This is a genomic window from Actinomadura kijaniata NBRC 14229 (assembly GCF_001552175.1).
GTDB lineage: Bacteria > Actinomycetota > Actinomycetes > Streptosporangiales > Streptosporangiaceae > Spirillospora > Spirillospora kijaniata.
This window is the reverse complement of record NZ_BCQR01000107.1, coordinates 1-23,026: the sequence shown is the minus strand read 5'-3', so window position 1 is coordinate 23,026 and position 23,026 is coordinate 1. Positions and strand designations below refer to the sequence as shown.

Below are 23,026 nucleotides of genomic sequence, written 5' to 3'. Positions count from 1 at the left end.
TGTCACCCGGATGACAACCCCTGGACACTGCGTCCATGACGGGACAGATCAACGACCGCGTCGTCTACGGGGGCGAGACGTACTCGCTGGTCGGCGAGAACGGCGAGGGGCTGTTCGACCCGGCCGACCACGGCCTGGAGGTGCGGCCGCTGTCGACCGCCTGCTGGCGCGGATTCATCGCCGAGTACACGGTGGCCGGGGACCGCCTGCTCCTCACCGAGGTGGAGCTCGGGCTGGAGGACCGGGACGCCGAGGTGTTCGGGGTGCGTCCCCGGGGCCGGGGGCACGGCAACCCCCCGCACACCGGGCTGGAGATCCCCGTCGACTTCACCGGCGGGCTCCTGATCGGCCGGGACTTCGTCCAGGACCTCTACGTGCACATGGGTTTCCAGGCGGCGTGGAAGTACGAGCGCGTCCACGAGCTGACGTTCCAGAACGGCCGCCTGGTCGGTTCGGTGGACCGTTCGGAGGAGGCGGCCCGCAAGCGCGCGGCCCCGCCGCCGGAGGGACCGGCCTCCGACGCTCCCGGGGCCACGCTGGAATGGATCAACCAGACGTTCTCCCGGCGCTACCGATAGCGTTCGGCAGGGGCTTCCACCAGGTCAGGCAGCGCCAGACCCACTCGGCGGGGCCGTACCGGAAACGGGCCAGCCACCAGCGGCAGAACGCCGTCTGGACGGCCAGGATCGCGACGCTCAGCACCAGGACCCGGTCATGGTGGGGAGCGTCGTCCAGCGGGACCACCCGCAGGGCGATCACGATCAGCACGGTCGCCGTCAGGTAGTTCGTCAGCGCCGCCCGTCCCAGCGGGACCAGCACCGCCAGCAGCGGAGGGGCGGCCCGCGTCCGCAGCAGGAGCAGCAGGCCGGTCACGTAGGCGGCCCCCGTGAGCAGGCCCGCGGCGGCGGGCAGCCACGAGTCGCCCGGCCGCGCGCCGGTGAGGAGCTGCGCGCCGTCGGCCGCCAGGGCCAGGAGCGCGCTCGTCCCGAACGCCGCCGCCGTCCGGCGGGGACGCCGTTCGAGATCGTCGGCCAGGCCGTAGCGCGCGGCGGCCAGCCCCAGCAGGAACAGCCCCGGGATGAGCGCGCTGCCGCCGTGGAAGGCGACCAGGCCCGCCCCGGTCAGCACGGCCCCCGCGCCCAGCGCCGCCCGGCGGGGCAGCAGGGAGAACGGCAGCAGCACCACGATCCCGACCACGGCGTACGACAGCAGCACCTCGCGCGGCTGGAGCGTCCGGTGCGCCAGCCCGATGAAGATCAGAAAGCCCAGGCGGGCCAGCAGCAGCGCTCCCGGATGGTCGGTGTGCCGCGCCGCCGAGCGCAGGAACAGCGCCGAGCCCACCCCGAACAGGAACGAGAAGACCGGGAAGAAGCGCTGGTGCAGCGCCGTCTCGTAGAGCGCGGCCGTGACCCCGGAGCCGAGCGGCATGCCCGACATCCCGACGACGTTCACGGCCAGGATGCCGCACAGGGCCAGCCCCCGGACCGCGTCGACCTCGGCGATCCGGCGGGACGGGGCAGCGGTCATCGTCTCCCTCGCGTGAACGTCGGCTACCGAGAACCTAACCTGGTGCGATGGGGCGAACGGTCAGCGCGCACGTGACGGCGGACGGCGAGGGGCTCGGCGTGGTCGGCCCGTTCCCGGTGGACTCCCCCTGGTGGGCCGAGACCGGACCCGTCGTGGCCCGGCTGCGGCGGGCGCTCGGCGTTCCCGTCGTGGTGCTGCGCCTGCTGGAGGTGGCAGGCGGGGAGGGCGGACGGGACGGGCACGTGACCTACCACGTCGAGGCCCTCGGACGGCCCGCGCCCGGCGTCCTCTCCGGCAACGTCGATCATGACGCGCTCACCGCCCCCGAGCCGTCGCGGGCGCCGTGGGCGCGGCTCGACGGGCTGCGCGAGCTGCTGGACTGGGCGTCGGACGCCCTGGCCGGCCTGGGCCGTCCGGTGACGGGCCCCGCCGAGCAGCACCGGACCTGGAACCTGTCCGGCCTGTTCCGGCTGCCGACCGCCGCCGGGCCCGTGTGGATGAAGACCCTTCCCGCGTTCGCCGCCGACGAGGCCGCCGCCATCGCCGCCCTGGCCCGGACCGACCCGGGGATCGTGCCGACCGTCCTGGCGGCGGGGAGCGGCCGGCTGCTGATGGAGGACCTGCCCGGCGAGGACTGCTGGAACGCCGCCGCCCCGCTCGTCGTCAGCGCCGTGTCGCGCATGGCCGCCGCGCAGGCGCGTTACGACGGCGGTGGGGAGGCGCTGCCCGACCGGCGCCCGCCGGTGCTCGCCGGCCGGGTCGCCGCGCTGCTCGACGAGCGCCTGGCCGGGGAGCTGACCGAGGACGAGCGCGCCGCCGCCCACGACCTCAACCGGCGCTGGGCCGCGCTGGCGGAGTGCGGGCTGCCCGCCACCCTCGTCCACGGCGACTTCCACCCCGGCAACTGGCGGTCCGGCGGCGGCCCGCCGGTCGTCCTCGACTTCGCCGACGCGCACCTCGGCGACCCGGTGCTCGACGGGCTGCGGGCGTTCGACTACCTGTCCGAGGACCGGAAGGCCGTGGCCGCCCGCGCCTGGGCCGACGCCTGGCGGCGGCACCGGCCCCGGTCCCGCCCGGAACGCGCGCTCGCCCTCGCCGAGCCCCTCGCGCACCTGGCCTACGCGGTCCGCTACCAGGAGTTCCTGGACGGCATCGAGCCGTCCGAACGGATCTACCACCTGGACGACCCGGTGGCCAGTGTGCGCGAGGCGCTGCGCGTGGCCCGTGAGCCGAGCCCTTACCTCGGGGCGGGGTCCCGTGTCAGCATGGAAGGAGTTCCGCGGGGATCGGGCAGGCAGTAACGCCCTTTCGCTGGGGACCGCCCCAGGCACCGCGCCGCCCGCCCGTCCCCTCGGATCGCCCCCGGAGATGATGGCGGGGGCCTACCTCAGGACCCGGCTGACCGGCGACCACGAGGTGCTCGGCAATCTGGGAACCCCGGCGCGGGACGAGGTCACCGCCGTCCGGTCCGGCCTGGTCCTGGCCGAGCTCCTTCCGGAAAGATCCTGGACCGGCCGAGGAAGATCACTCCGGCGGCGGCGCTGGGCGTCCTGGCCGACATCGAGAAGAGCCTCGCGAAGTAAGGCACATCACATCGCAGAGTAAAGTCCCCGCCGACCGTGACGGGCGGCGGGGACTTTACGTTCCGCGAGTGGATCGCGGGATCAGAAAGGCTGGGGCGCGCCCTTCTTGCCGGCGCCCTTGCCCCATTCCAGGACCTCCCACTTGAGGCCCTTCAGGTGGCCCTCGCCGGTACCGGCGTTGTACTTGCTCGCCGGCTTCTTTCCGTCGAGCAGGTACCGGAAGGTGTAGGTGTCCAGGTCCAGCATCACACCGCGGTGCGAGGGCTCGCCGGGACCGCGGTCGCCGACGAAACCGACGACGCTGCGGCCGTTGTAGCTCACCTTCACCTTGGTGTGCAGCGGCCAGCTCGGGCTGGCGAAAAGGCCCTTCTGCATCGGCTTGCCACCGGCCGGGGCGCCGGTGTCGCCGTTCACGCCCGAACCGTCGTCCCAGAAGTAGGACGCGGTGGTCTTGCCGGCGAGCAGAACCTTCTGCTCGGCCTTCTTCTCGCTCTTCTTCGGCTCGGCCTTCCGGGCGTTCCCCGACCGGCTCGCCCGCTGCGGCGGCGCGGCGGCGCGGGCCTGGTCGTGGGCGGCGGCCGGCTGCTGGGACGGCATCTTCTTCTGCTCAGGAGCGTTGTCGCCGCTGGCGGCCGCGACTCCGGCCACCATCATTCCGGCCAGGCAGGTGCCGGTGACACCGGTGAGTACGGCGTTGAGCGCTCGCTTCTGCATGAGGATCCTTCGTTCGGCGGATTTGGGCAGCCGTCACCCGCCCGCACGACGGCAGGCGAAAAGGGGTGTACGGCCCGAGTCGAAAGCTCGGATGAATGGCCGTCGTGGAAGGAACCCCGCTGGGGGAAGGACCCGGCGACAGGGCAGGGTCAGCCACGCGAACGGGCAGGGCCGAATGGCGGCGTGCGCGTTCGACGCGAACGTGGGAGAGCGGGAATGGTGCCGGGGAGGCGCACAGGCCTCAGGGGGAGACGACCGCTGCATGGACGGTCGTGGTCCGGCTGGTGGACCCGCCTGGCGGGCGGGACACGACGGCTCAGGAACGGGCCCCGGTCAATGGCACTTTGCCGGCGGCCCGTCAGCGAGTATAGGCAGCTTTACCACGTTTCTGCCAAATCCAGGCCGTCTTTGCCCCTGGTTAGGTAGATCTTTTTCCTTGAAACCCTTATGGCATAGGGGTTTGCGCGTTCTTGACCGATCTGGAGATGAACATGAAAAAGGCGACGCCCGGGGCTTCACGCCCCGGGCGTCGCTGGAGATCGCGTTCCGGTCGCCCCGTACGAGAGGTCAGCGCCCCGGGTATGCGGACGGCATCAGGGGCAGGCCCCCGGTCCCGGTGGAGCCGGGGTCGCCGAACCCGGCCGGCGAGCGCGACGCGCCGCCGAAACCGTCGGCCTGCGCCATGCCGCCGGGCACCATGCCACCGGGCAGGGCGCCGCTCGGCACCGCGCCGCTGGGCATGGGGGCGCCGGGCATCGCGCCGCCGGACACCACGCCGCCCGGCACGGTGGGCATCGGGCCGGTGTGCGTCGATCCGGGGTACGACGAACCGCCGTACACGTTGCCCTCACCCGGGAAGGGAGGCCGCGAGGCCGGCGGCGGGGCCGGGGCCGCCAGCGGCATCCCCTCGGCCCGGCGCGGATCGGCCGGGGCCGCGCGCCGCTCCCCCAGCAACGCCATCAGCGCGTGGGCGGTGTCGGCGTCCATCCGCATCAGCACGCTGGGGCGGCCGGAGGGGTCGACGAAGGGGGAGATGGAGGGGGCGGCCTGGCCGGGAAGCGCCTGGCGCAGCTCTTCACGCAGGTCATGGGCGAGGCGCAGCGCCTGTCGGTCGCTGTCGCTCAGGTGTGCGGTCATCGCGATCTCCGGGGAGTTCACGTGCGGGGAAGTGCGGGGGTCGGGGCAATCCTGCTAGGTATGGCGTGCAGGTGCAAGAGCCGATGCACGTGCATCTGGCCGAGCAGACGCCCCCGACCTCCCTTCCGGCGCCCCGCCCCGCCCTCCGCCGAAGGATCTTCCCGCTGCTAGCTGACCGGATGGTCACTCACGGCTCGGCCTCCGGACCGTGAGTGACCGGGCCGTGAATCCGGGAAAACAATTCTCTGACCGGGAGCGGTCGCCCGGATCTTCGGTCACTCGGCGTGACTGTTTGTGCGCTCTCGCAGACCGGCGACCACCACGACGGCCAGCACGAGGACCACCAGCGCCACCGCCCGGAAGCCGACCGCCGTCGCGTCGGCGAACGCCCGCCCGCCGGACACGGCGTGCCCGGTCCCCAGCCGGGCGCTGAGCACCGTGCCGATGGCGGCGACGCCGAGGGCGCTGCCCAGCTCGCGGGCCGCGCTGTTGAGGCCCGAGCCGAGACCGGCGCGCGAGGGCGGCAGCGCCGCCATCACCCCGACCGACAGCGAGGGCACGCACAGGCCCATGCCGGCCGCCATGATCGTCAGGAACAGCGCGTACAGCGGGTACGGGGTGGCGGCGCCGGCCGTCGACAGCAGCCCCAGCCCGGCCGCCAGGCTCACCAGGCCCAGCGCCACGACCGCGCGCCGCCCGATCCGCGCGGCCCACCCCACGCTCCGCCTGGACACCACCAGCATCCCGATCACCAGCGGACCGATCGCGATGCCGGTGACCAGCGGCGAGTAGCCCTTGACGTACTGGAGGAACTGGGCGTTCACGAAGAACAGCGCGAACAGCCCGAAGAACGCGGCGCCCACGCCCAGCACCCCGGCGCGCAGCCCGCCGTCGGCGAAGATCCGCGGGTCCAGCAGCGGGTGCGCGGCGCGCAGGGCGTGCGCGGTGAACGCGGCCAGCAGCAGCGCCGCGCCGCCGAACGCGCCCAGCACCAGCGGCGAGGCCCAGCCGCGTTCGGGCCCCTCGATGATCCCGAACAGCAGTGCGAACAGCGCCAGGGTGAGCAGCGCCGCGCCCGGCAGGTCCAGGTCGGCGGGGTGCCGCTCGCCGCGCGGGGCCAGCCGCGCCACCAGGGCCGCCAGCAGCAGGGCGGCGGGCACGCCCAGCAGGAACAGGGCCTGCCAGGGCAGCCACTGCAGCACCGCTCCCCCGGTGAGGTTGCCGACGGCCCCGGCGACGCCGGTGGCGGCCGTCCAGGCGGCGATGGCCTGCGGGCGGGCGGCGGGCTCGGTGCCCTGGAGCAGCAGCGACAGCGTCGCGGGCATGATCAGGGCCGCCGCCGCGCCGGTGACCAGCCGTCCGGTCAGCAGCACCGGCACGGTCGGGGCGGCGGCCGTCAGCAGGCATCCGGCGGCGAACAGCGCCAGCCCGGCCAGCAGCGTCCCCTTGCGGCCGAACCGGTCGCCGAGCGCCCCGGCGGGGATGAGCAGGCAGCCGAACACCAGCACGTAGGCGTCCACCGCCCACAGCAGCTCGGTCCGCGACGGGCGCAGGTCCCCGGCCGCCAGTTTGGGGACGGCCAGGTTGACGGCGGCGACCATCCCCACCACCAGCACCACGCAGGCCGACATCAGGAGGGTCATGGCCCGGCGCCGCTCGCGACCCGGAACGGGCGCGGCGACGGGCACGGCGGAAGTCGTCATGAGGTCACACCTCGAACTCGGTGAGAGGAGAAGGAAGGGGCGGAGGCGGGATCCGGGCCGCGCGCGTCGCCTCCGCGTCCTCAACGTAGGGTGGCCGTGACCTGCTTTCAAATGCATCTTTCGCACGTGAGGAATGCGTTTCGTGCAATCCAAGATGGACCTGAACCTGCTCGTGGCCCTGGACGCGCTGCTGGAGGAGGGCAGCGTCACCGGGGCGGCCGAGCGGCTCCACCTGTCGGAGCCCGCGATGAGCCGCACGCTCGGCCGGATCCGCCGGGCGCTGGGCGACCCGGTGCTGGTGCGTTCGGGCCGGGGAATGGTGCCGACGCCCCGCGCGTTGGCGCTACGTGCCGAGGTGCACGAGCTCGTGCAGCGCGCACGGGCGGTGTTCACGGCCGGCGACGACCTGGACCCGGGGACCCTCAGCGGCGACTTCACGTTCCAGGCCGACGAGGGCGTCGTCGCGGTGCTCGGCGGCCCGCTGCTGCGACGCGTCGCGCGCGAGGCGCCGGGGCTGCGGCTGCGGTTCCTCGGCGAGGGGCCGCGCGACACCGGGGCGCTGCGCCGCGACACCGTGGACCTGGAGATCGGGGTGATCGGCGAGCGGAGCCCCGAGACGCGGGTGGAACCGCTGCTGGAGGACCGGTTCGTGACGGTCGTGCGGCCGGACCACCCCCTGGCGCGCGGCGGGTTCACCCTGGAGGAGTGGGCCGCCGCCGCGCAGCTGGTCTCGACGCGGCGCGGGCGGCTGAGCGGCCCGGTGGACGAGCTGCTGGCCGGGCAGGGGCGGTCACGCCGCCTGGTCGGCTCGGTGTCGAACGTGGTGACGTCCCTGCTGCTGGTCGTGGAGACCGGCCTGGTCGGTTTCGCCGCCGAGCGGACGCACCGCCGGCTGGTGGAACGGTTCGGCCTGGTCACCGCGCCGATCCCGCTGGAGCTGCCGCCGTTGCGGATGTCGCTGGCCTGGCACGCCCGCTACGACGCCGACGCCGCGCACGCCTGGCTGCGCGGGCTGGTCCGGGAGACCGTCGCCGAGGTCGCCGGGGAACCCCCGGATCGCGACCTGCTGTGATCACATCCGTACGATGCGCACATGAGTGATCATGTCGAGGCGGGCCCGCGCCCGTGGCGGCTGCGGATGCGCCCGCGCGACCCGCGGGAGGCGCACCGGGTCGCGACCCCGCTGGAGCTGTTCTTCGACCTGTGCTTCGTGGTGGCGATCGGCGCGAACGCCGCCCGGCTGGAGCACTCGCTGGCCGAGGGGCATCTCGGCGGCGGGATCCTGAGCTTCCTGCTGATCTTCTTCGCGATCTGGTGGGCGTGGATGAACTTCACCTGGTTCGCCTCCGCGTTCGACACCGACGACACCCCCTACCGGCTCGCCACGATGGTGGTGATGGCCGGGGCGCTGATCCTGGCGGCAGGCGTGCCGCAGGCGTTCGAGGACCGCGACTTCCGGGTGGTGTTCGCCGGTTACCTGGTGATGCGCATCGGCCTGGACTCCCAGCGGCTGCGCGCAGCGAGCGACGCCCGGGCGCGTCCCACGATGCTGCGCTTCGTGGCGGGCGACCTCGGCTGCATGGCGCTGTGGGCGTTGGCGATCTTCGTGGTGCCGAAGGGGTGGATGCTGGCGACGTGGCTGCTCGCGGCCGCCTGCGAGCTGGCGGTCCCGCCGTGGGCCGAGTCCGCCGGAAGGATGCCCTGGCACCCGCACCACATCACCGAGCGGTACGGGCTGCTGACCATCATCGTGCTGGGCGAGGTGGTGCTGTCGTCCACCAACACCGTCCGCGAGGGGCTGGCCGGCGCGCACTCCGCCGGCCTGTGGCCGGTCGCGGCGGGCGGGCTGGTCACCGTGTTCGCCCTGTGGTGGGTGTACTTCTCGATGTCCTCGGCGGGCCTGCTGGAGGGCAGGCGCACGGCCGTCCTGTGGGGCTACGGCCACTACGTGATCTTCGCGTCGGGCGCGGCGGTCGGCGCCGGGATCGCCGTCAACGCCGCCCGCTCCGCCCACCACGCGCACGTCTCCACCGCCGTCGCCGGACTCGCTCTGGGCGTCCCGGTGTTCCTGTACCTGCTGACGACCTGGCTGCTGCTGGTCCGCCCGCACGGCGCGGACGCCCCGTTCAGCTGGACGATGCCGCTGGTCGGGCTGCTGGCGGTCGCCGCCGGCCTGACCCCCTGGCCCGTCCCGGTCATCGGGGCGCTGATGGCCGCCCTGATCGGCCTCAGCGTCCTGGCCCACAACACCCGCCTCGGCCGCCTCGGCCGTCGCGCCTGACCGTCCCCGCCACTCGGTAGGGTCACCGCTACCTTCGGACGTAAGGCGGTCGGACCATGGCGGACGCGCTCACCCTTCGCGACCTCAACCGCGCCACGCTGGCGCGGCAGATGCTGCTGGCACGGGAACGGGTGGGCGTCGTCCCGGCGGTCGAGCGGCTGGGCGGGATGCAGGCGCAGGAGCCCAGGCCGCCGTTCCTCGGGCTGTGGTCACGGGTCGAGGGCTTCGCCGCCGCCGACCTGCTCGCCGCGCTGCACGACCGCGCGATCGTGCGGGCGACGGCGATGCGCGGCACCCTGCACCTGCTGGCCACCGGGGACTACGCGGCCTTCCGCCGCCCGCTGCAACCGGTGCTGGACGCGGGCCTGAAGGTGCTGGGCGACCGCGCCGCCGGGCTGGACACCGACCGGGTGCCGCCGGTCGCGCGGGAACTGCTGGCCGAGCGGCCCCGCACCTTCACCGAGCTGCGGGACCTGCTCCAGGAGAGGTTCCCCGACGTCAACGAGCGGGCGCTGGGGTTCGCGGTGCGGATGCTCCTGCCGCTGGCGATGGTGCCGACGCGGGACCGGTGGGGCTTCCCGCGCACGGCGGAGTTCACCCTGGCCGAGGAGTGGACGGGCGTGGCGCTGCGCCCCGGGGCCGAGCCCGACGGGCTGGTGCTGCGGTACCTGGCGGCGTTCGGGCCCGCGTCGGTCGCCGACGCGCAGACCTGGTCGGGGCTGCGCGGCCTGGGCGAGGTGTTCGAACGGCTGCGGCCCGCGCTCCGGACGTTCCGCGACGAGAACGGCCGGGAGCTGTTCGACCTGCCGGACGCGCCGCGCCCGGACCCGGACACGCCCGCCCCGGCGCGGCTGCTGCCGGAGTTCGACAGTCTGGTGCTGGCGCACGCCGACCGTTCCCGGATCGTCGCCGACGCCCACCGGCCCGCCCTGACCACCAGGAACCTGCGAGTCCGCGCCACGTTCCTGTGGGACGGGTTCGTGGCCGGGCTGTGGGAGACCGAACGCAGGCGCAAGGCCGCCACGCTGCGGCTGCGGCCGTTCGCGCCGCTGGGCGGCGACGCGGTGGCGGCGCTGACGGCCGAGGGCGAGGCGCTGCTGCGGTTCGCCGAGCCGGACGCCGCCGAGCACGGCGTGGTCGTCGGGGACTAGCCGATCGCGCGGCCCGCGCCCTCCCAGTAGGGGGCGCGCAGGTCCTTCTTGAGGATCTTGCCGCTGGGGTTGCGGGGCAGGGCGTCCACGAAGTCGGCCGAGCGGGGGCGCTTGAACCCGGCCAGGCGTTCCCGGGCGTACTCCAGCACCTCCTCCTCGGTGAGCGCGGACCCGGGGCGGCGCACCACGACGGCCTTGACGGTCTCGCCCCAGCGCTCGTCGGGCACGCCGATGACGGCGACGTCGGCGATGTCGGGGTGGGACGCGAGGACCTCCTCGACCTCGATCGGGTAGACGTTCTCCGCGCCCGTCACGATCATGTCCTTGATCCGGTCGGTGAGGAACAGGTAGCCCTCGCGGTCGAGGTATCCGGCGTCCCCGGTGCGCAGCCAGCCGTCCCCGGCCAGCAGCCGGGCGGTCTCCTGCGGCCGTCCCCGGTAGCCGGGGGTGTTCTGGTCGGAGCGGACCAGGACCTCCCCGACCTCGCCGGGCGCGCGCTCCTCCCCGGTCGCGGGGTCGGCGATCCGGACCTCCACCCAGTCGTAGGGGCGGCCCGCCGAACGCATCAGGTGCCCGCGCGGCCCGTCCGGGTCGTGGTCCTCGGGGTCGAGCTGGACGATCGCGCCGGTCGTCTCGGTCATCCCGTACAGCTGGAACAGCGGGGCCCGGAACGTCTCCAGCGCCCGCCGCAGCACGCCGGTCGTGATCGGCGAGGCGCCGTAGGTGATGGCGCGCAGCGCCGAGTAGTCGCGTCCGGCCGCGCCGGGCACCTCGCACATGGACCGCAGCACCGCCGGAACGACGAACGCGTTGGTGACGCGCTCGCGTTCGAAGAGGTCCACCAGCGCGGCCGGGTCGATGTCGCGGACCAGGACCTGGCGGCACCCCGCGTACAGTCCGGCCAGCGCCCAGCCCGTGCCGCCGATGTGGAACAGGGGCATCGGGACGAGGCTGACGGAGGTGGCGTCCAGCCGCCAGCGGGCCGCCATGCGTTCCCCGACGGAGAAGTTGACGTTGCTGAGCTGCACGCCCTTGGGGACGCCCGTGGTGCCGGAGGTGGAGAGCTGCACGACGATGTCGTCGGGCTCACCGACGAAACCGGGGTCCTCGGCGGGATGACCGGCGAGCCACTTCTCGTAGTCGTCGCCGGTGAGGACGATCTGTCCGGGAAGATCGGGGGCGAGGGCGGCGAACCCGGCGTCCACGACCGTCACCGGGGCTCCGGCGTCGGCGACCACGGCGGCGATCTCGGCGGGGGTCAACCGCCAGTTCACGGGGGCGACGACCGCCCCGATCTTCGCCGCCCCGAACAGCACCTCGAAGTACTCGGGGGCGTTCTTGCCGACGTACCCGACCCGCGATCCGTGCCCGAGCCCGGCGGCCCGCAACGCCTGCGCGACCCGGCTGGACCGCTCGTCGAGCTCGGCGTAGCTGACGGTGCGGCCGTCGCCGGTGAGAGCGGGCTCCGCGCCGCGTTCCCGCGCGTGGTCACGGACGATCGAGACGACCCGGTAGCCCACAGCGACCCCTTTCCGAATGCCATTCGGTATCAGGCATGTGACCCTACCCACGCCGCGGCACCGGCGGAAGGGCACGCCCCCTCCCGGATGACCCCGCGAAGGCGACCGACTCCGAAAAGTGATCTTTCCGAAATCTATGGCGCTTGAAAGGAGCGCCGTTCGGCCGCATGCTGTCCAGGAACGTCCGAAAGACCGCGCAAAGCAACCGAATCCGATTCGCCGAGAAACGAACCGCCGACGGGACGCGACCATGTTCGAGATCTGGGAGACGAGCGAACCTGCCCGGCTCATCAGCGACGCCGGAAGCCTCAGGCTCGCCTTGGAAAAGGTCGACACGGTATGCCGCCTGCGGCACGACCAGGCCGCCGCCCGCATCGGCGACTCCAGCGAGGGCTACCACTTCGAGATCCGCGACGACCGGGGCAAAGCCCTGGCCCGCCTCACCTACGTCCCCGACACGACCCGCGCCTACCGCAGCGTCCTGAACGAGGAACTCCGCGGCGAAGCCCAGCCCTGATCGACGCCTCCGAGACCGCGCGGACGACCGCCGCAAGCGCCAATGACGACATAAGCATCAATGGCACTGAGAAAAATCGGCGATATCGCAAGCGCCAGTGGACCAATGACCGCCGGTGTCATTATGAATAATGAAACAAGTTCATAACATCGCGCGTGTGGGTTTCCGGGGCGCCGACCACTTCGTCGGCGCCGCGACGCGTTGAGGGCATGACCCGCGCCGACGGCGACCGGCCCGGCTCGGCGCTCCCCGGACCGTGTCGCCCCCAGAGAGCCGGGATCCGGTCGGCGGCCACAAGCGATCGAGCACGACACGACTCCAGCCCCACCCCGCCGAAGCCTTCCTCATCCCCCAGACACCGCCACCACATGCGATCCGGTCAGCGGATGTTCGTCGTTCGGCATGTTTGTCGGTGGCGCGTGACAGGATGCTCAGGGCCCTGGAACCGCCGGGGCTCGTGGGACGACGGAGGCGGATGTGACGGCGGGCGGGGGCCGGGAGTTGGGGCGGTTGAGCCGGGCGGTCACAGTCGTCTGGGAGCGCGGCTGGCAACCCGCCGACCTGGTCCACTACGCCGGCCGCAGGCTCAGCGCACGGCACCGGCGGCTGCTGGTGGACGCCGTCGCCGCCGAGGTCCGCGCCTACCCCGCCGAGACGTTCGACCGCCGGTGGCGTGATCAGCTTTCCGCGCTCGACGCGCGGGTGTGGTGGGACGGGGACGGCGACCACGCGCGCGCCTGGTGCGAACGCGAGGGCGTCGCCCCGGACGTTCTCGACGCGTGCGCCGTGGAGTTGCTGCGGCTGCTGGTCGCGCTCCCCCGGCTTCCGCACCTCGGGCCGCGGCCCGGTGGGGCCGGGGCCGGGCCGCTCAGCGGCGCGGGAGAGCACGAGGTGGACCAGCGGATACTGGGCCGGGTCCGGGCGCTGCTGGCCAAGGCGGAGTCGACCGAGTTCCCCGAGGAGGCCGAGGCGCTCAGCGCGCGGGCCCAGGAGCTGATGGCCCGCTACAGCATCGACCAGGCCCTGCTGGGCGCGGGCGACGGCCCGGGACTGGCCCCGGCCGGGCGGCGCGTGGCCGTCGACAGCCCCTACGACGCTCCCAAGGCCGTGCTGCTGACGGTGGTGGCCGAGGCCAACCGCTGCCGGGCGGTGTGGCACCGCGAGCTGGGGTTCTCCACGGTGCTGGGGTTCCCGGCGGACCTGGCCGCGGTGGAGGTGTTGTTCACCTCGCTGCTGGTGCAGGCGACCGCGGAGATGGTGCACGCGGGGCCTCGACGCGACGCGCGGGGCAGGTCACGCACCCGGTCGTTCCGCCACGCCTTCCTCAACGCGTACGCGACGCGTGTCGGGGAGCGGCTGCGGGAGACGGTGGACCGGGTGGCCGCGGAGACCGCCGGGAAGGATCTGCTTCCCGTGCTGGTCGAGCGTGACCGTGCCGTCCGGCGGGCCGTTGACGAGATGTTCCCGAATCTGTCTCGGGGCCGGACGGGCTCGGTTTCCAACTATGAGGGATGGTTGGCCGGGCGGGCGGCAGCAGACCTGGCCGACCTCGGCGGACGCGCCGCTGTCACGGAGACGTCCGGCCGTCCCTAGGCTGTCGGCGCCCCCCTGGGGGGCAAGGGGGACACCGCGTCAGCCCTTCTTCTTGCGCGTGTTGCCGCCGCGGCCGCGGAGGGTGACGCCCGCCTCCTTCAGCACGTTGTAGATGAAGCCGTAGGAGCGACCGGTCTCGGCGGCCAGGTCGCGGATGCTCTCCCCGGCCGCGTAGCGCGGTGCCAGTTCGGCCGCCAGCTGGGTGCGTTCGGCCCCTGTGACGCGGGTGCCCCTCGCCAGAGTGCGAGTCACGTGTACCTCCTGATGGTGCGGTACGCCGGGCTGCGAACGACCCCGCAGCTCACGACGCTGTTGATCTACCCAACGTACACATTCCCCGCAAATTTCCTGTCGATACCACTGGAAACGCCACGAGATCGGCCACAGCCGGTCTTTTTCGTGGCTCGGGGCGTGTCAACACTGGACAGACGGCTCCGCGACACCATCGGCGATCCCGCCCGTCGAGGACGGCTCCGCGGCGGGGTCGTTCCCCACCGTGACCGACCCGAGGGGAGCGGTCTCCCCGAAGGTGATCCCCTCCGGCAGCGCACCCGCGCCGAGGTCCTGGGAGGCGGCCTCGCGCGCGGTCAGGTCCGACCGCCGCAGCGGATGGCGGGGCGGGTCGAACGGGGTCAGCGACGTCTCCGCCAGCCCCTCCACTATCAATAGCTCACCGGGGGTCATGAGCCTCCAACCGGGGTCCCCGTCCATGGGTTCGCTGGCGACCACCACCGCCGGAGCCGTTCCCGACGGCCCCGGGGCACGGCCCGGCCCGCCGGGAGCGCCGCCCGGCTCCCCGGTGCCGGGCGACAGCACCCACAGCTCGTTGGAGTCGGGGTAGCGCAGCGCCCAGAGCCGCCCCGCCTCCGCGATGATCAGGTTCAGCGAGAACAGCGGGAGTTCGGCGCCGATGCGCCCGACCGCCTCGATGATCCCCTTCGTGGTGTCGCCGCGTCTACGGATCTCCGCCGAGATGTAGGCGAAGACCAGCTCCGAGTCGGTCTCCCCCGCCACGTGCGCCCGCTCGACGTCGGTCAGCCAGGAGCGCAGCGTGTCCCAGCCCTTGACCACGCCGTTGTGGGCGAACAACCGGTCGTTCATGACGAACGGATGGCAGTTGTGCACGGTCAGCCCGCCCACCGAGGCGTCGCGCACGTGCCCGACGAAGGTGTGCGACACCACGTTGCGCGCGTGCAGGGCGAAGTCGGTGCTCTGGAACGCCGCCAGCGGAGCGCGGTCGCGGACCGGTTCGTTCCCCAACGAGAACCAGCCGAGCCCGGCCCCGTGCGACATGCGGTGGCTCTGCGCCCGCAGGCTCTGTGGAGCGTCCAGCAGCCAGTACGCGGCCGTGGCGCGCGGTCCGCCGGTGCTCATACCGAACAGTCGGCACATCCCGTCACCTCTCACTCGTCCGTAGTGCCGTGTTCTCTCCGGCCCGGATACGCGGGATGAGCCGGTGCCCCGGACGCTCCCCCACGGGGAACACGTCCGAAATCCCGAGCGGTCGCCGGAATGCAAGCCCCACGTTCGGCGTACTCACTGCGGGTGACCATCATTTTACAAACCGTTGCCACTTCTGTCCGGGGTTCCACCGGGAAGCCCGGCGGGCTTTCGCGGGCACCGCGAACGATCTACTGTGAGCAATCCGCGACGCTCCGTAGCCGGATTGACTACGATCGTCGTCCTGACGGTGCCCACCGCGATCCCCCGAGGCGATAGATGAACCGTTTCCTGGCAGACCGCAGGCTCGCGGGTGCGGCCTGGCGATGCGCGTGCGGCGCGCTGGGCTGCGTGTCCGCGGCCGGAGTCCGCGCTCTCGCTCCGGCCGTGCTGGCTCCGGCCGTGCTCGGCACGTCCCTGCTGGTCACGGCCGTTCCGGCGCAGGCGAGCACCACGGCGGGGGCGGCCGTCGCGGCGCGGCCGAATCCGCGCGAGGAGATCCCGGCCGTGTGCCGCCGGGCCGCCGCGTTCGAGGACCGGTACACCGCGCGCATGTGCGAGGAGGCGTGGCGGGTGATGTACGGGCCGTCGAAACGGATCAAGCGTCCCCGCGCCGTCGAACGCAGGCCGAACCGCCGGACGCCCCCGGACCGCGCCCCGCGCGCCGTCCGGCGCACACCCGTCGCGACTCCCGCGAAGCCCGCTCCACGGGTGAAGTCCCCCTCTCCCAGGGTGAGCAGTCCGACACCGACCACGCGCCCGTCCGACACCGCCGCGCCCCCGCCGGTCAGGCCCCGCGCGGGCGGCGGGGACGACGAGGCGAACGCGTTGCAGCCGTTGCTGCTGCTCGGGCTGCTGATCCCGGCTGCCGCGGGCATCGCCTACCCGTTGCGCCGCCGGATCTACGCCGCGGCGGGCGCGGCGTCGCCGGCCCCCGCCGTCAGCGCCGAGGGCCCGGAGCAGACCGTTCAGTTCACCTATCGGCCGAGCATCGACCCGTTCGCCGTTCCGGTGCTGGGGCTGACCGGCCCGGGGGCCGCCGACACCGCGCGGGTGATGGCGCTGACCGCGCTGGAGGAGTGCCGGGACACCGCGCTGGTGGTGGTGCCGCGCCCGGACGCGACCGCCCTGTTCGGGCTCGCCGAGGACGAGTGGCTCGACGAGACCGCCGAGGAGTTGTTCATCCCCGGCAACCTCGACGCCGCGCTGGCCTACCTGGAGACCGAGCTGGCCGCCCGCCGCGACGGGCACGGTTCCTCCACCCGCCGCCTGCTGCTGGTGGCCGACATCGAGACCGAGGCCGAACGCGTCCTCAGGATGCTCGACCGCCATCCCGAGGGCCTGTCGGCGGTCCTCCTGGGCGACTGGCCCGGAGCTCGGGTCGCGGTGGACGACGAAGGCCTGGTCCGCACACCTCCCGGCCTGACCATCGACCTGCCCGAACGAGTGCCCGCGATGTCCCGGGGAGAGGCCCGCGACCGGCTCCTCGCCGCGGTCGAAGCCGGCCGCTCCAGGAAGCGACGCCCCAAACGCCCCTGACCAAGCCGCTCCCCCGCCGAGCCGGGACCCGGCAAGCCGATCGACCACGTCCGTCCCGACAACCCGTTCAAAACCAGCGCCTCACCTCCACGACAACCGTGGCCCGGTGACCGCACCCCTGAGAGGCCGTCTTCAGTCCAAGCGCGATCATCGGATCGGAGGGATCTGAAGACGGCCTGGGAGACCGGGCAGGTCAGCCAGGGCGCCTGTCCGGGCACACCGCCGCCCCGACGCCCCACTCGCACAGACAAACCAACCCATGTCACCCGGGCCGAACCCGCCGATCAAGATGCGCCTCCTCTCCGGCGGCCTCGCCTGGGCCAGCGATCAGGGTCGGCGGCCAGGGCAGCGGCCAGCCCGACGGTCAGGGTGGTGGCTCGGCGGCCTGTCGTCTCGCGGTGGTCAAGGCGCGCAGGGTTCGGGCGACCTGGGTCGCGTCGGGTGGTCGTTCGGTGACCCGATCCAGGTAGGCGGCGCAGCGTTGGAGCCAGTCGCGAAGGGTCTCCTCGTGACGGTTCTCGTCTCTGCGCGCCTTGGCCAGCGCGGCGGCGTGCGCCTTCTGGCGGGCCTGCTCGGACAGTTCGGGGTCGGCGGCCAGGGCCCGGACCCTGTCCAGGGGGTAGCGGCCGAGCTGGTCGGCGGTCAGGCCACTCCGTGCGGCGATCAGATCGAAGACCGCTTTCGGCCAGCCGAGCACGCGGGCCGCCCCGTGCCCGTCGACGGTGTCGTGCAGCACTCCCTTGCGGGCCGTGACCACCTCCACGACCGTCGCGTCGTCCAGTTCCTCCAGATCGTGCCGTAGATAGAGGGGCTTGCCCCGGTAGTTCCCGATCACTTGGAGAACGCCGCGCGTGACCAGCGTCTCCACGTCGGCGCGTTCCACGTCGATACCGGCGCGGGTTGACAGCAGGGCGGCGGCGCGGACCGCGCCGATCGGGGGTCGATCGCCGTACGCGGCGAGCACGTCGGGGACCCGTTCGGCGCAGGAGCGGACGAGTTCGGGCGACCAGCGGCCGTCGAGATCGGCCTTGGGGATCATCCCGTCCGCCCTGGCCAGGCGCAGCTGCCAGGAGGTGAGGCCGAGCTCGGCGGCGAGGTCGCGGGCGTTCAGGGCGGTGGGCTTGGCGGTGGACTTGGCGGTGGCGGGCATGGCTGCTCCTCGTTGTCGCCGGGGCGTTTCCGCCAGCCTCGGCTTCCGCGCCCCCGCCCCGCCAGGGCGAACCGCGTTCTGTGGAAAACCCGGTGGCGGGTCTGCCTGACGGACCTACCCCAGCCCCTCCACCAGGCAGTCCCAGAAGCCGGTCTCGTAGGCGTGCAGCAGTCGGGCGGCGCGCAGGACGGCCTTCGGGTCCTCGCCCGCGGCGAGCCCGGCGGCGACGACGGCGGTGGCCTGCTCCTCGAAGCCGGGCGGCGACTCGGCGAAGAAGCGGAAGAACGCGACCGCCGTCTCGTCCATCCCGTAGTGGGCGCGCAGCGCCTCCGCGGCGCGGGCGCAGTAGCCGCCCCACTCCTCCAGGTTGGCGAGCATGGCCAGCGCGACCTCGGCGGCCGTTCCGAACGCGGCGCGCTGCGCGAGGTAGGCGGGATAGGCCTGGGCGGCGGGTCGCGGCTCGTACTCTCTGAGATCCTTCTCACTCAGACCGAGGGCCGCGGCGAAGTCCTGGAGCAGCGCCAGGGCCTGCCCCTCCCCCTGCGCGAGCCCGAGGAACAGCTCGTCGGCGGGCGGTCCGGGCTGTCGGGAGGCCAGCAGGGCGAAGCTGCGCCGGTCGCTGCCGACGATGCGATACTCCTCTCCGGCCAACCAGGCAAGGCGTTCGCGCGGTATGCGGCCCGTGTCGAGCAGGTCCAGGAAACGGTTGCGGAACGGCGTGACCGAGATCTCCTCCCGGGCCCGTGCGATGAGTTCGGGTGCGCTGTGGGGGTCCATGTCGCCCAGCGCAGCATCGTGAACGCGCGTTCGTCAACGGTGACGCCCGGGATCAAACCAGCATGATCGCCTGGATACGATGAGGATCGGAACGTCTACGCAGTTGTGGACGGAGTTGGGAGCGAGCGAGTATGTCGGATTTCGAGCTCAGCCACGGCGGCGGCGGTCGGATGCCCCTCGAAGTGACGCAGGCGACCGAGGGCCCGTCGGGCCTGGGTGTCGGGAAGCTGCTGAAAGAGACGGGTCATGTGACCCTCGACCCCGGCTTCACCAACACCGCCTCCACCACCTCGGCCATCACCTATATCGACGGTGAGGCGGGCATCCTGCGTTACCGCGGCTACCCGATCGAGGAGCTGGCGGAGAAGTCCTCCTTCCTGGAGGTCGCCTACCTGCTCATCTACGGCGAGCTGCCGACCTCCGACCAGCTCGCGTCGTTCACCGACCGGGTCCGCAACCACACGCTGCTGGACGAGAAGTTCAAGGCGTTCTTCTCGGCCTTCCCGCGGCGGGCGCACCCGATGGCGGTGCTGTCCTCGGCGGTCAGCGCGCTGTCGACCTTCTACCAGGACAGCCTGGACCCGTTCGACCCCGAGCAGGTCGACCAGTCCAGCATCCGGCTGATCGCCAAGCTGCCGACGATCGCCGCCTACGCCTACAAGACCTCGATCGGCCAGCCGCTGCTGTACCCCGACAACTCCCTGGGGTACGTGGAGAACTTCCTGCGGATGACCTTCGGCCTGCCCACCCAGCCGTACGAGGTCGACCCTGAGATCGTGCGCGTGCTGGACATGCTGTTCATCCTGCACGCCGACCACGAGCAGAACTGCTCCACCTCCACGGTCCGCCTCGTCGGCTCCAGCCAGGCCAACCTGTTCTCCTCGGTGTCGGCGGGCGTGGACGCGCTGTTCGGCCCGCTGCACGGCGGCGCCAACCAGGCCGTGCTGGAGATGCTGGAGCGCATCCACTCCGGCGGCGACAACGTGGACTCGTTCGTCGAGCGGGTCAAGCGCAAGGAGCCCGGCGTCAAGCTGATGGGTTTCGGTCACCGCGTCTACCGCAACTACGACCCGCGCGCCGCCGTGGTCAAGAAGGCCACCAGCAAGGTCCTGGACGCGCTCGGCAAGTCCGACCCGCTGCTGGACCTGGCGATGCGCCTGGAAGAGGTCGCGCTCAACGACGAGTACTTCATCGAGCGCAAGCTGTACCCGAACGTCGACTTCTACACCGGCATCATCTACCGGGCGATCGGCTTCCCGACCAACGCGTTCACCGTGCTGTTCGCGCTGGGCCGCCTGCCCGGCTGGATCGCGCAGTGGCGCGAGATGATGAACGACCCGGCCACCAAGATCGGCCGTCCGCGGCAGGTCTACGTCGGTCCGGGCGAGCGCCACTACATCGACCCGTCGGCGCGCTGACGCGCTGACCGCACCGCCCTTTCGGGGCTTCCGAACCGAGTTATCCACAGAATCGGATTCTGTCTTCCGTCGCCCTGGTCCGGTCACGCACCGTGGTGTGCGTCAACGGAAAGCGTCACCGGCCCATGGAGGCGACCATGTCAGGCAGCGTCACCATCACCGTTCCCGAGGGCACCACGGCGACGTTCGTCGTCGCCGCCGACCGGCGGCCGAGCGGCATCCCCTCGCTGCCCGGGCCGTTCACCGCCGAGGCGGCGCGCCGGGTCGGCAGCACCCGCCTCGGCATCACCACCCATCCGGCGGCCCTGTCCCCCTGGGATCTGCAGCCCGGCGCGCGGACCGGCTGGCTGGCGGACCGCGCCCACGCCGCCCGCTGGCACGTCGGGGTCACCGCCGTGCTGCCCGCCACCGACCGGCCGTTCGGTCTGCGGGTGGCGCGGGCCGTGGCCCGCGCGATCGCCCTCGCCGTTCACGGAGTGCCGGTCGACGCCGACACCGGCCAGGTGCTTCCCGGCCCGGTCGAGCACCCCAGCTTCGTTCCGGCCGACGACTGGCTGGGCGTCTGGCTGCCGCCCGAACGCGAGGACACGTCCGACGGCGCGTGCGCCACCGCCGAGGGCACGGCGGAGGGCTGCGCCTGCGTCACCCTGACCACCAGGGGCATGGGCCGGTTCGGCCTGCCCGAACTGCGGCTCGCCGGCGCCGCCTGCGCACACGGCCTGGCCGCCCTCAACCTCCTGCGCACCACGGCCCAGCGACTCCTCCCGCTCTGCAACCGCCCCGGCCTCCACCGCCTACCCGAACAGCTGGAGCTGACCGGCAACGACCTCGCCGCCCACTGGGGTGTGCGAGACCCGGCCTGGGACGGCGACCCCGTCCCCATCCGCCTGACCCCGCTCGATCAGCGCCTGCTGCGCGTGGACCCACCAACCCGTTTCCCCGGCTCACTCAACGAGTGGCTCGGGAAGGGGCTGCCACCGGCCCTGCACGAACTGGTCGCCTGCTCACCGGAGCGGGTCGCGGCCTGACAGGCGGAAAGGAGCGTTAACGTCATGCCCCATGAGCGCCACCGGCCACATCGAGAAACTCGTCCGCGACCGCATCCCCGAGATCATCCGGGCGAGCGGCGCGACCCCGGACGCCCGCGTCGCAGCCGAAGACGAGTACGCGACATTGCTCCGGGCCAAACTTCACGAAGAAGTCGCCGAGTACACGGCGGAGAACGACCCCGCCGAACTGGCCGACATCCTTGAGGTGCTCCACGCCCTGGCCGCCCTGCACGACCTGACCCCCGAGAAGCTGGAGGCCCTACGCGCCGCCAAAGCGTCCGAACGTGGCGGCTTCCAAGCCCGCATGGTCCTACAAGTCCCTACACCGCCGCCCCACCCCACCCAGACCCCGTAACGAGCCCCAAAGCACACGCCAAGGGGCACATCCACCGAACGAAACGAGCCCGGCCCAGACATCCGAGTACCACCACATGCGCGCCGCACCCCACAAGCATCCGACGCACACGCGCAGTCCAACGCAAGAGCCAGCCGAAGCACCAATAGCTCTCTGGCCAGCTCCGCCAGCACCCTCACTCAAAACCGATCACATCAGCGTTCGATCGCCTACACAGCGCGCCTCGCGTAAGCATCCACCGCACACGAGCAGCTCAACTCCCCTCGACCGAACCAGCCCCCCAACGATCCCGTCAGCGCGGAGCCCCCGCCGACGCCAGATCAGCCGCAATCCCAAGAACGTTCCCGGAGGCACTCATGAACGACTTGTCCCGTACACACAGCGCACGCCATACAAACGACGCGACCCATCCGAGGATCACAGCTTCCACAAACCGCACGTTCCACCCGTTCCGCGTGAACAACGCTCGGTGTGCGAACGGCGCAGCATGCCTGCGCGGAACCTCGTACCCACAACGCGATCAGCATGCGAGGGACAGCCCTCATCAGCAGCCCGGAGAGACGGCGCAACCTGCACGAAGGGCACGCGATCCGTAAGAGCGCCCCGCTCAAGGGTGCGCCGCGTGCGCTGAACGCACGCGGCGCGCCCCCTTCATCTCTTTCGTGGCTCCGCAATGGGGCCTCCAGCCTTCGGCTCCGGCATGACATCACCCCCCTTGTTGTTCATGGTCCGGGGATCGTGCCACCGGATCCGAAAGCAGCGACGGACCGCTGATGAGGGACTTGAGCACCGGCTTCACCCGAGCCAGAAGATCTCTCCGTGACATGGAGGTGACGGCTCGGGGTCCTGGCGAGGCCGGACGAAAGCGTGAGGGAGGGGCCCGCACGTGATCGGCACCGGCGACATCGACGTCTTCCTCGGCCTGGACGTCTGCAAGGGCGAACACCACGCCACCCCCGTCACCCCGGCCGGCAAGAGGGCATTCGACAACCGCCTGCCCGACATCGAGCCCAAGCTCGGCGAGCTGCAGGCCAAGCACGGAACGGTGCTGGTCGTGGTCGGCCGGTCGGCCCCGATCGGGGCCCTGCCGCTGGCGGTCGCACGGGACATGGGCTGCTCGGTCACCTATCTGCCCGGCCGGACGATGCGGCGGATCGCCGACCTCCATCCGGGTGAGGCCAAGATCGACGCCCATGACGCGTTCATCATCGTGGACACGGCCCGCGCGATATCGCGGACGCGCTGCGATCGACGGTCAGGACGGGACGATCGCCGAGCCGGAGATGATCGCCGGCTTCGATGACGACCTCACTGGCGAGGCCACCCGGGTCTCGAACCGGCGGCACGGCCTGCTGCCCCAGGTCCGTCCCTCGCTGGAACGAGTCCTGGGGCGGCCTGTCGTGCGAATGCCAGCGGCGCGGCATGTGCGCCTCAGTCTTCGCCGTGGGCGATGGCGCGGTGGGGTTCTGGGATGCGCTGCGCGAGGTGTTCTCGCAGGCTCGCAAGCAGAGACGCTGCTTTCCCGAAATGGCTATCGTGCTGGGGTCATGTCCGAGTCGACGCACCTGGGCT

General features: G+C 72.3%; 20 protein-coding genes and 1 pseudogene. 12 read left to right on the top strand and 9 right to left on the bottom strand.

Annotated elements, in window-relative coordinates; translation table 11 throughout:
* Positions 1 to 35: 35 nt before the first annotated feature.
* Entirely contained in the window at positions 36 to 578 is a 543-nt protein-coding gene (locus AKI01S_RS30120) for a hypothetical protein (protein WP_067825340.1), read from the top strand.
* On the opposite strand, the gene AKI01S_RS30115 is transcribed toward AKI01S_RS30120, so the two are convergent.
* The gene (locus AKI01S_RS30115) at positions 547 to 1,527 is read right to left on the bottom strand and encodes a DUF418 domain-containing protein (RefSeq protein WP_067825338.1); all 981 of its coding nucleotides are present in this window, start codon (positions 1,525 to 1,527) and stop codon (positions 547 to 549) included. The genes AKI01S_RS30120 and AKI01S_RS30115 overlap by 32 nt on opposite strands.
* A 47-nt stretch (positions 1,528 to 1,574) precedes the next feature.
* Between AKI01S_RS30115 and AKI01S_RS30110 the strand changes: the two genes are divergently transcribed.
* On the top strand, positions 1,575 to 2,828 hold the full coding sequence (locus AKI01S_RS30110) for an aminoglycoside phosphotransferase family protein (protein WP_174567432.1): 1,254 nt from the start codon (positions 1,575 to 1,577) through the stop codon (positions 2,826 to 2,828).
* A 363-nt stretch (positions 2,829 to 3,191) separates the two neighbouring features.
* Here the strand turns inward: AKI01S_RS30110 and AKI01S_RS30105 are convergent, their stop codons facing one another.
* From AKI01S_RS30105 to AKI01S_RS30095, 3 genes are all read right to left on the bottom strand, one after another.
* Entirely contained in the window at positions 3,192 to 3,824 is a 633-nt protein-coding gene (locus tag AKI01S_RS30105) for an RlpA-like double-psi beta-barrel domain-containing protein (protein WP_067825336.1), read from the bottom strand.
* 567 nt (positions 3,825 to 4,391) lie between these two features.
* Entirely contained in the window at positions 4,392 to 4,961 is a 570-nt protein-coding gene (locus tag AKI01S_RS30100; protein WP_157420250.1) for a hypothetical protein, read from the bottom strand.
* A gap of 275 nt (positions 4,962 to 5,236) precedes the next feature.
* A complete protein-coding gene (locus tag AKI01S_RS30095; protein WP_067825332.1) occupies positions 5,237 to 6,664 on the bottom strand; it encodes an MFS transporter in 1,428 nt (475 codons plus the stop codon).
* A gap of 142 nt (positions 6,665 to 6,806) precedes the next feature.
* On the opposite strand from AKI01S_RS30095, the gene AKI01S_RS30090 reads away from it, so the two are divergent.
* From AKI01S_RS30090 to AKI01S_RS30080, 3 genes are read left to right on the top strand one after another with little or no spacing between them, the layout of a single operon-like run.
* Positions 6,807 to 7,736: a LysR family transcriptional regulator gene (locus AKI01S_RS30090; RefSeq protein ID WP_218009873.1), complete on the top strand. Its 930-nt coding sequence runs from the start codon at positions 6,807 to 6,809 to the stop codon at positions 7,734 to 7,736.
* Between the two features lie 21 nt (positions 7,737 to 7,757).
* On the top strand, positions 7,758 to 8,945 hold the full coding sequence (locus AKI01S_RS30085) for a low temperature requirement protein A (protein WP_067825327.1): 1,188 nt from the start codon (positions 7,758 to 7,760) through the stop codon (positions 8,943 to 8,945).
* A gap of 56 nt (positions 8,946 to 9,001) precedes the next feature.
* The gene (locus AKI01S_RS30080; protein ID WP_067825325.1) at positions 9,002 to 10,096 is read left to right on the top strand and encodes a winged helix DNA-binding domain-containing protein; all 1,095 of its coding nucleotides are present in this window, start codon (positions 9,002 to 9,004) and stop codon (positions 10,094 to 10,096) included.
* Here AKI01S_RS30080 and AKI01S_RS30075 read toward each other — a convergent pair.
* Positions 10,093 to 11,616, bottom strand: a complete 1,524-nt coding sequence (locus tag AKI01S_RS30075; protein WP_067825323.1) for a long-chain-fatty-acid--CoA ligase — start codon at positions 11,614 to 11,616, stop codon at positions 10,093 to 10,095. The two genes, AKI01S_RS30080 and AKI01S_RS30075, sit on opposite strands and share 4 nt — an antisense overlap.
* A gap of 250 nt (positions 11,617 to 11,866) precedes the next feature.
* Here AKI01S_RS30075 and AKI01S_RS30070 point away from each other — a divergent pair, with 250 nt between their 5' ends.
* Both AKI01S_RS30070 and AKI01S_RS30065 read left to right on the top strand, forming a co-directional pair.
* On the top strand, positions 11,867 to 12,133 hold the full coding sequence (locus AKI01S_RS30070; RefSeq protein ID WP_067825321.1) for a hypothetical protein: 267 nt from the start codon (positions 11,867 to 11,869) through the stop codon (positions 12,131 to 12,133).
* A 477-nt stretch (positions 12,134 to 12,610) separates the two neighbouring features.
* Positions 12,611 to 13,726, top strand: coding sequence for a DUF2786 domain-containing protein (locus tag AKI01S_RS30065; RefSeq protein ID WP_157420248.1), 1,116 nt, complete (start codon positions 12,611 to 12,613; stop codon positions 13,724 to 13,726).
* Positions 13,727 to 13,765: 39 nt separating this feature from the next.
* On the opposite strand, the gene AKI01S_RS30060 is transcribed toward AKI01S_RS30065, so the two are convergent.
* Positions 13,766 to 13,978 (bottom strand): helix-turn-helix domain-containing protein, encoded by a 213-nt coding sequence (locus AKI01S_RS30060; RefSeq protein ID WP_067825317.1) that lies wholly within the window; start codon positions 13,976 to 13,978, stop codon positions 13,766 to 13,768.
* 162 nt (positions 13,979 to 14,140) lie between these two features.
* On the bottom strand, positions 14,141 to 15,100 hold the full coding sequence (locus AKI01S_RS30055; protein WP_067825315.1) for a class II glutamine amidotransferase: 960 nt from the start codon (positions 15,098 to 15,100) through the stop codon (positions 14,141 to 14,143).
* A 453-nt stretch (positions 15,101 to 15,553) separates the two neighbouring features.
* Between AKI01S_RS30055 and AKI01S_RS30050 the strand changes: the two genes are divergently transcribed.
* Positions 15,554 to 16,705, top strand: a complete 1,152-nt coding sequence (locus AKI01S_RS30050) for a hypothetical protein (RefSeq protein ID WP_067825312.1) — start codon at positions 15,554 to 15,556, stop codon at positions 16,703 to 16,705.
* Between the two features lie 364 nt (positions 16,706 to 17,069).
* Here AKI01S_RS30050 and AKI01S_RS30045 read toward each other — a convergent pair whose 3' ends face one another.
* Positions 17,070 to 17,855, bottom strand: coding sequence for a hypothetical protein (locus AKI01S_RS30045; RefSeq protein ID WP_067825309.1), 786 nt, complete (start codon positions 17,853 to 17,855; stop codon positions 17,070 to 17,072).
* Positions 17,856 to 17,969: 114 nt separating this feature from the next.
* The gene (locus AKI01S_RS30040; protein WP_067825306.1) at positions 17,970 to 18,632 is read right to left on the bottom strand and encodes a thiaminase II/PqqC family protein; all 663 of its coding nucleotides are present in this window, start codon (positions 18,630 to 18,632) and stop codon (positions 17,970 to 17,972) included.
* Positions 18,633 to 18,763: 131 nt separating this feature from the next.
* Between AKI01S_RS30040 and AKI01S_RS30035 the strand changes: the two genes are divergently transcribed.
* The 4 genes and pseudogenes from AKI01S_RS30035 to AKI01S_RS30020 all read left to right on the top strand — a co-directional run.
* The gene (locus AKI01S_RS30035) at positions 18,764 to 20,050 is read left to right on the top strand and encodes a citrate synthase (RefSeq protein WP_067825303.1); all 1,287 of its coding nucleotides are present in this window, start codon (positions 18,764 to 18,766) and stop codon (positions 20,048 to 20,050) included.
* 137 nt (positions 20,051 to 20,187) lie between these two features.
* The gene (locus tag AKI01S_RS30030) at positions 20,188 to 21,078 is read left to right on the top strand and encodes a hypothetical protein (RefSeq protein ID WP_067825373.1); all 891 of its coding nucleotides are present in this window, start codon (positions 20,188 to 20,190) and stop codon (positions 21,076 to 21,078) included.
* A 31-nt stretch (positions 21,079 to 21,109) separates the two neighbouring features.
* Positions 21,110 to 21,454, top strand: coding sequence for a nucleoside triphosphate pyrophosphohydrolase (locus tag AKI01S_RS30025; protein WP_067825300.1), 345 nt, complete (start codon positions 21,110 to 21,112; stop codon positions 21,452 to 21,454).
* Between the two features lie 886 nt (positions 21,455 to 22,340).
* A pseudogene (locus tag AKI01S_RS30020) lies at positions 22,341 to 22,845 on the top strand (IS110 family transposase); the annotation flags it as partial.
* Positions 22,846 to 23,026 lie beyond the last annotated feature (181 nt).

Excerpts from the sequence above, each read along its gene's own strand:
- AKI01S_RS30095 (WP_067825332.1), bottom strand. The coding sequence starts at position 6,664 with ATGACGACTTCCGCCGTGCCCGTCGCCGCGCCCGTTCCGGGTCGCGAG.
- AKI01S_RS30025 (WP_067825300.1), top strand. The coding sequence starts at position 21,110 with ATGAGCGCCACCGGCCACATCGAGAAACTCGTCCGCGACCGCATCCCC.
- AKI01S_RS30055 (WP_067825315.1), bottom strand. The coding sequence starts at position 15,100 with ATGAGCACCGGCGGACCGCGCGCCACGGCCGCGTACTGGCTGCTGGAC.
- AKI01S_RS30115 (WP_067825338.1), bottom strand. The coding sequence starts at position 1,527 with ATGACCGCTGCCCCGTCCCGCCGGATCGCCGAGGTCGACGCGGTCCGG.
- AKI01S_RS30085 (WP_067825327.1), top strand. The coding sequence starts at position 7,758 with ATGAGTGATCATGTCGAGGCGGGCCCGCGCCCGTGGCGGCTGCGGATG.
- AKI01S_RS30040 (WP_067825306.1), bottom strand. The coding sequence starts at position 18,632 with ATGGACCCCCACAGCGCACCCGAACTCATCGCACGGGCCCGGGAGGAG.
- AKI01S_RS30030 (WP_067825373.1), top strand. The coding sequence starts at position 20,188 with ATGTCAGGCAGCGTCACCATCACCGTTCCCGAGGGCACCACGGCGACG.
- AKI01S_RS30110 (WP_174567432.1), top strand. The coding sequence starts at position 1,575 with ATGGGGCGAACGGTCAGCGCGCACGTGACGGCGGACGGCGAGGGGCTC.
- AKI01S_RS30100 (WP_157420250.1), bottom strand. The coding sequence starts at position 4,961 with ATGACCGCACACCTGAGCGACAGCGACCGACAGGCGCTGCGCCTCGCC.
- AKI01S_RS30105 (WP_067825336.1), bottom strand. The coding sequence starts at position 3,824 with ATGCAGAAGCGAGCGCTCAACGCCGTACTCACCGGTGTCACCGGCACC.
- AKI01S_RS30070 (WP_067825321.1), top strand. The coding sequence starts at position 11,867 with ATGTTCGAGATCTGGGAGACGAGCGAACCTGCCCGGCTCATCAGCGAC.
- AKI01S_RS30080 (WP_067825325.1), top strand. The coding sequence starts at position 9,002 with ATGGCGGACGCGCTCACCCTTCGCGACCTCAACCGCGCCACGCTGGCG.
- AKI01S_RS30035 (WP_067825303.1), top strand. The coding sequence starts at position 18,764 with ATGTCGGATTTCGAGCTCAGCCACGGCGGCGGCGGTCGGATGCCCCTC.
- AKI01S_RS30045 (WP_067825309.1), bottom strand. The coding sequence starts at position 17,855 with ATGCCCGCCACCGCCAAGTCCACCGCCAAGCCCACCGCCCTGAACGCC.
- AKI01S_RS30120 (WP_067825340.1), top strand. The coding sequence starts at position 36 with ATGACGGGACAGATCAACGACCGCGTCGTCTACGGGGGCGAGACGTAC.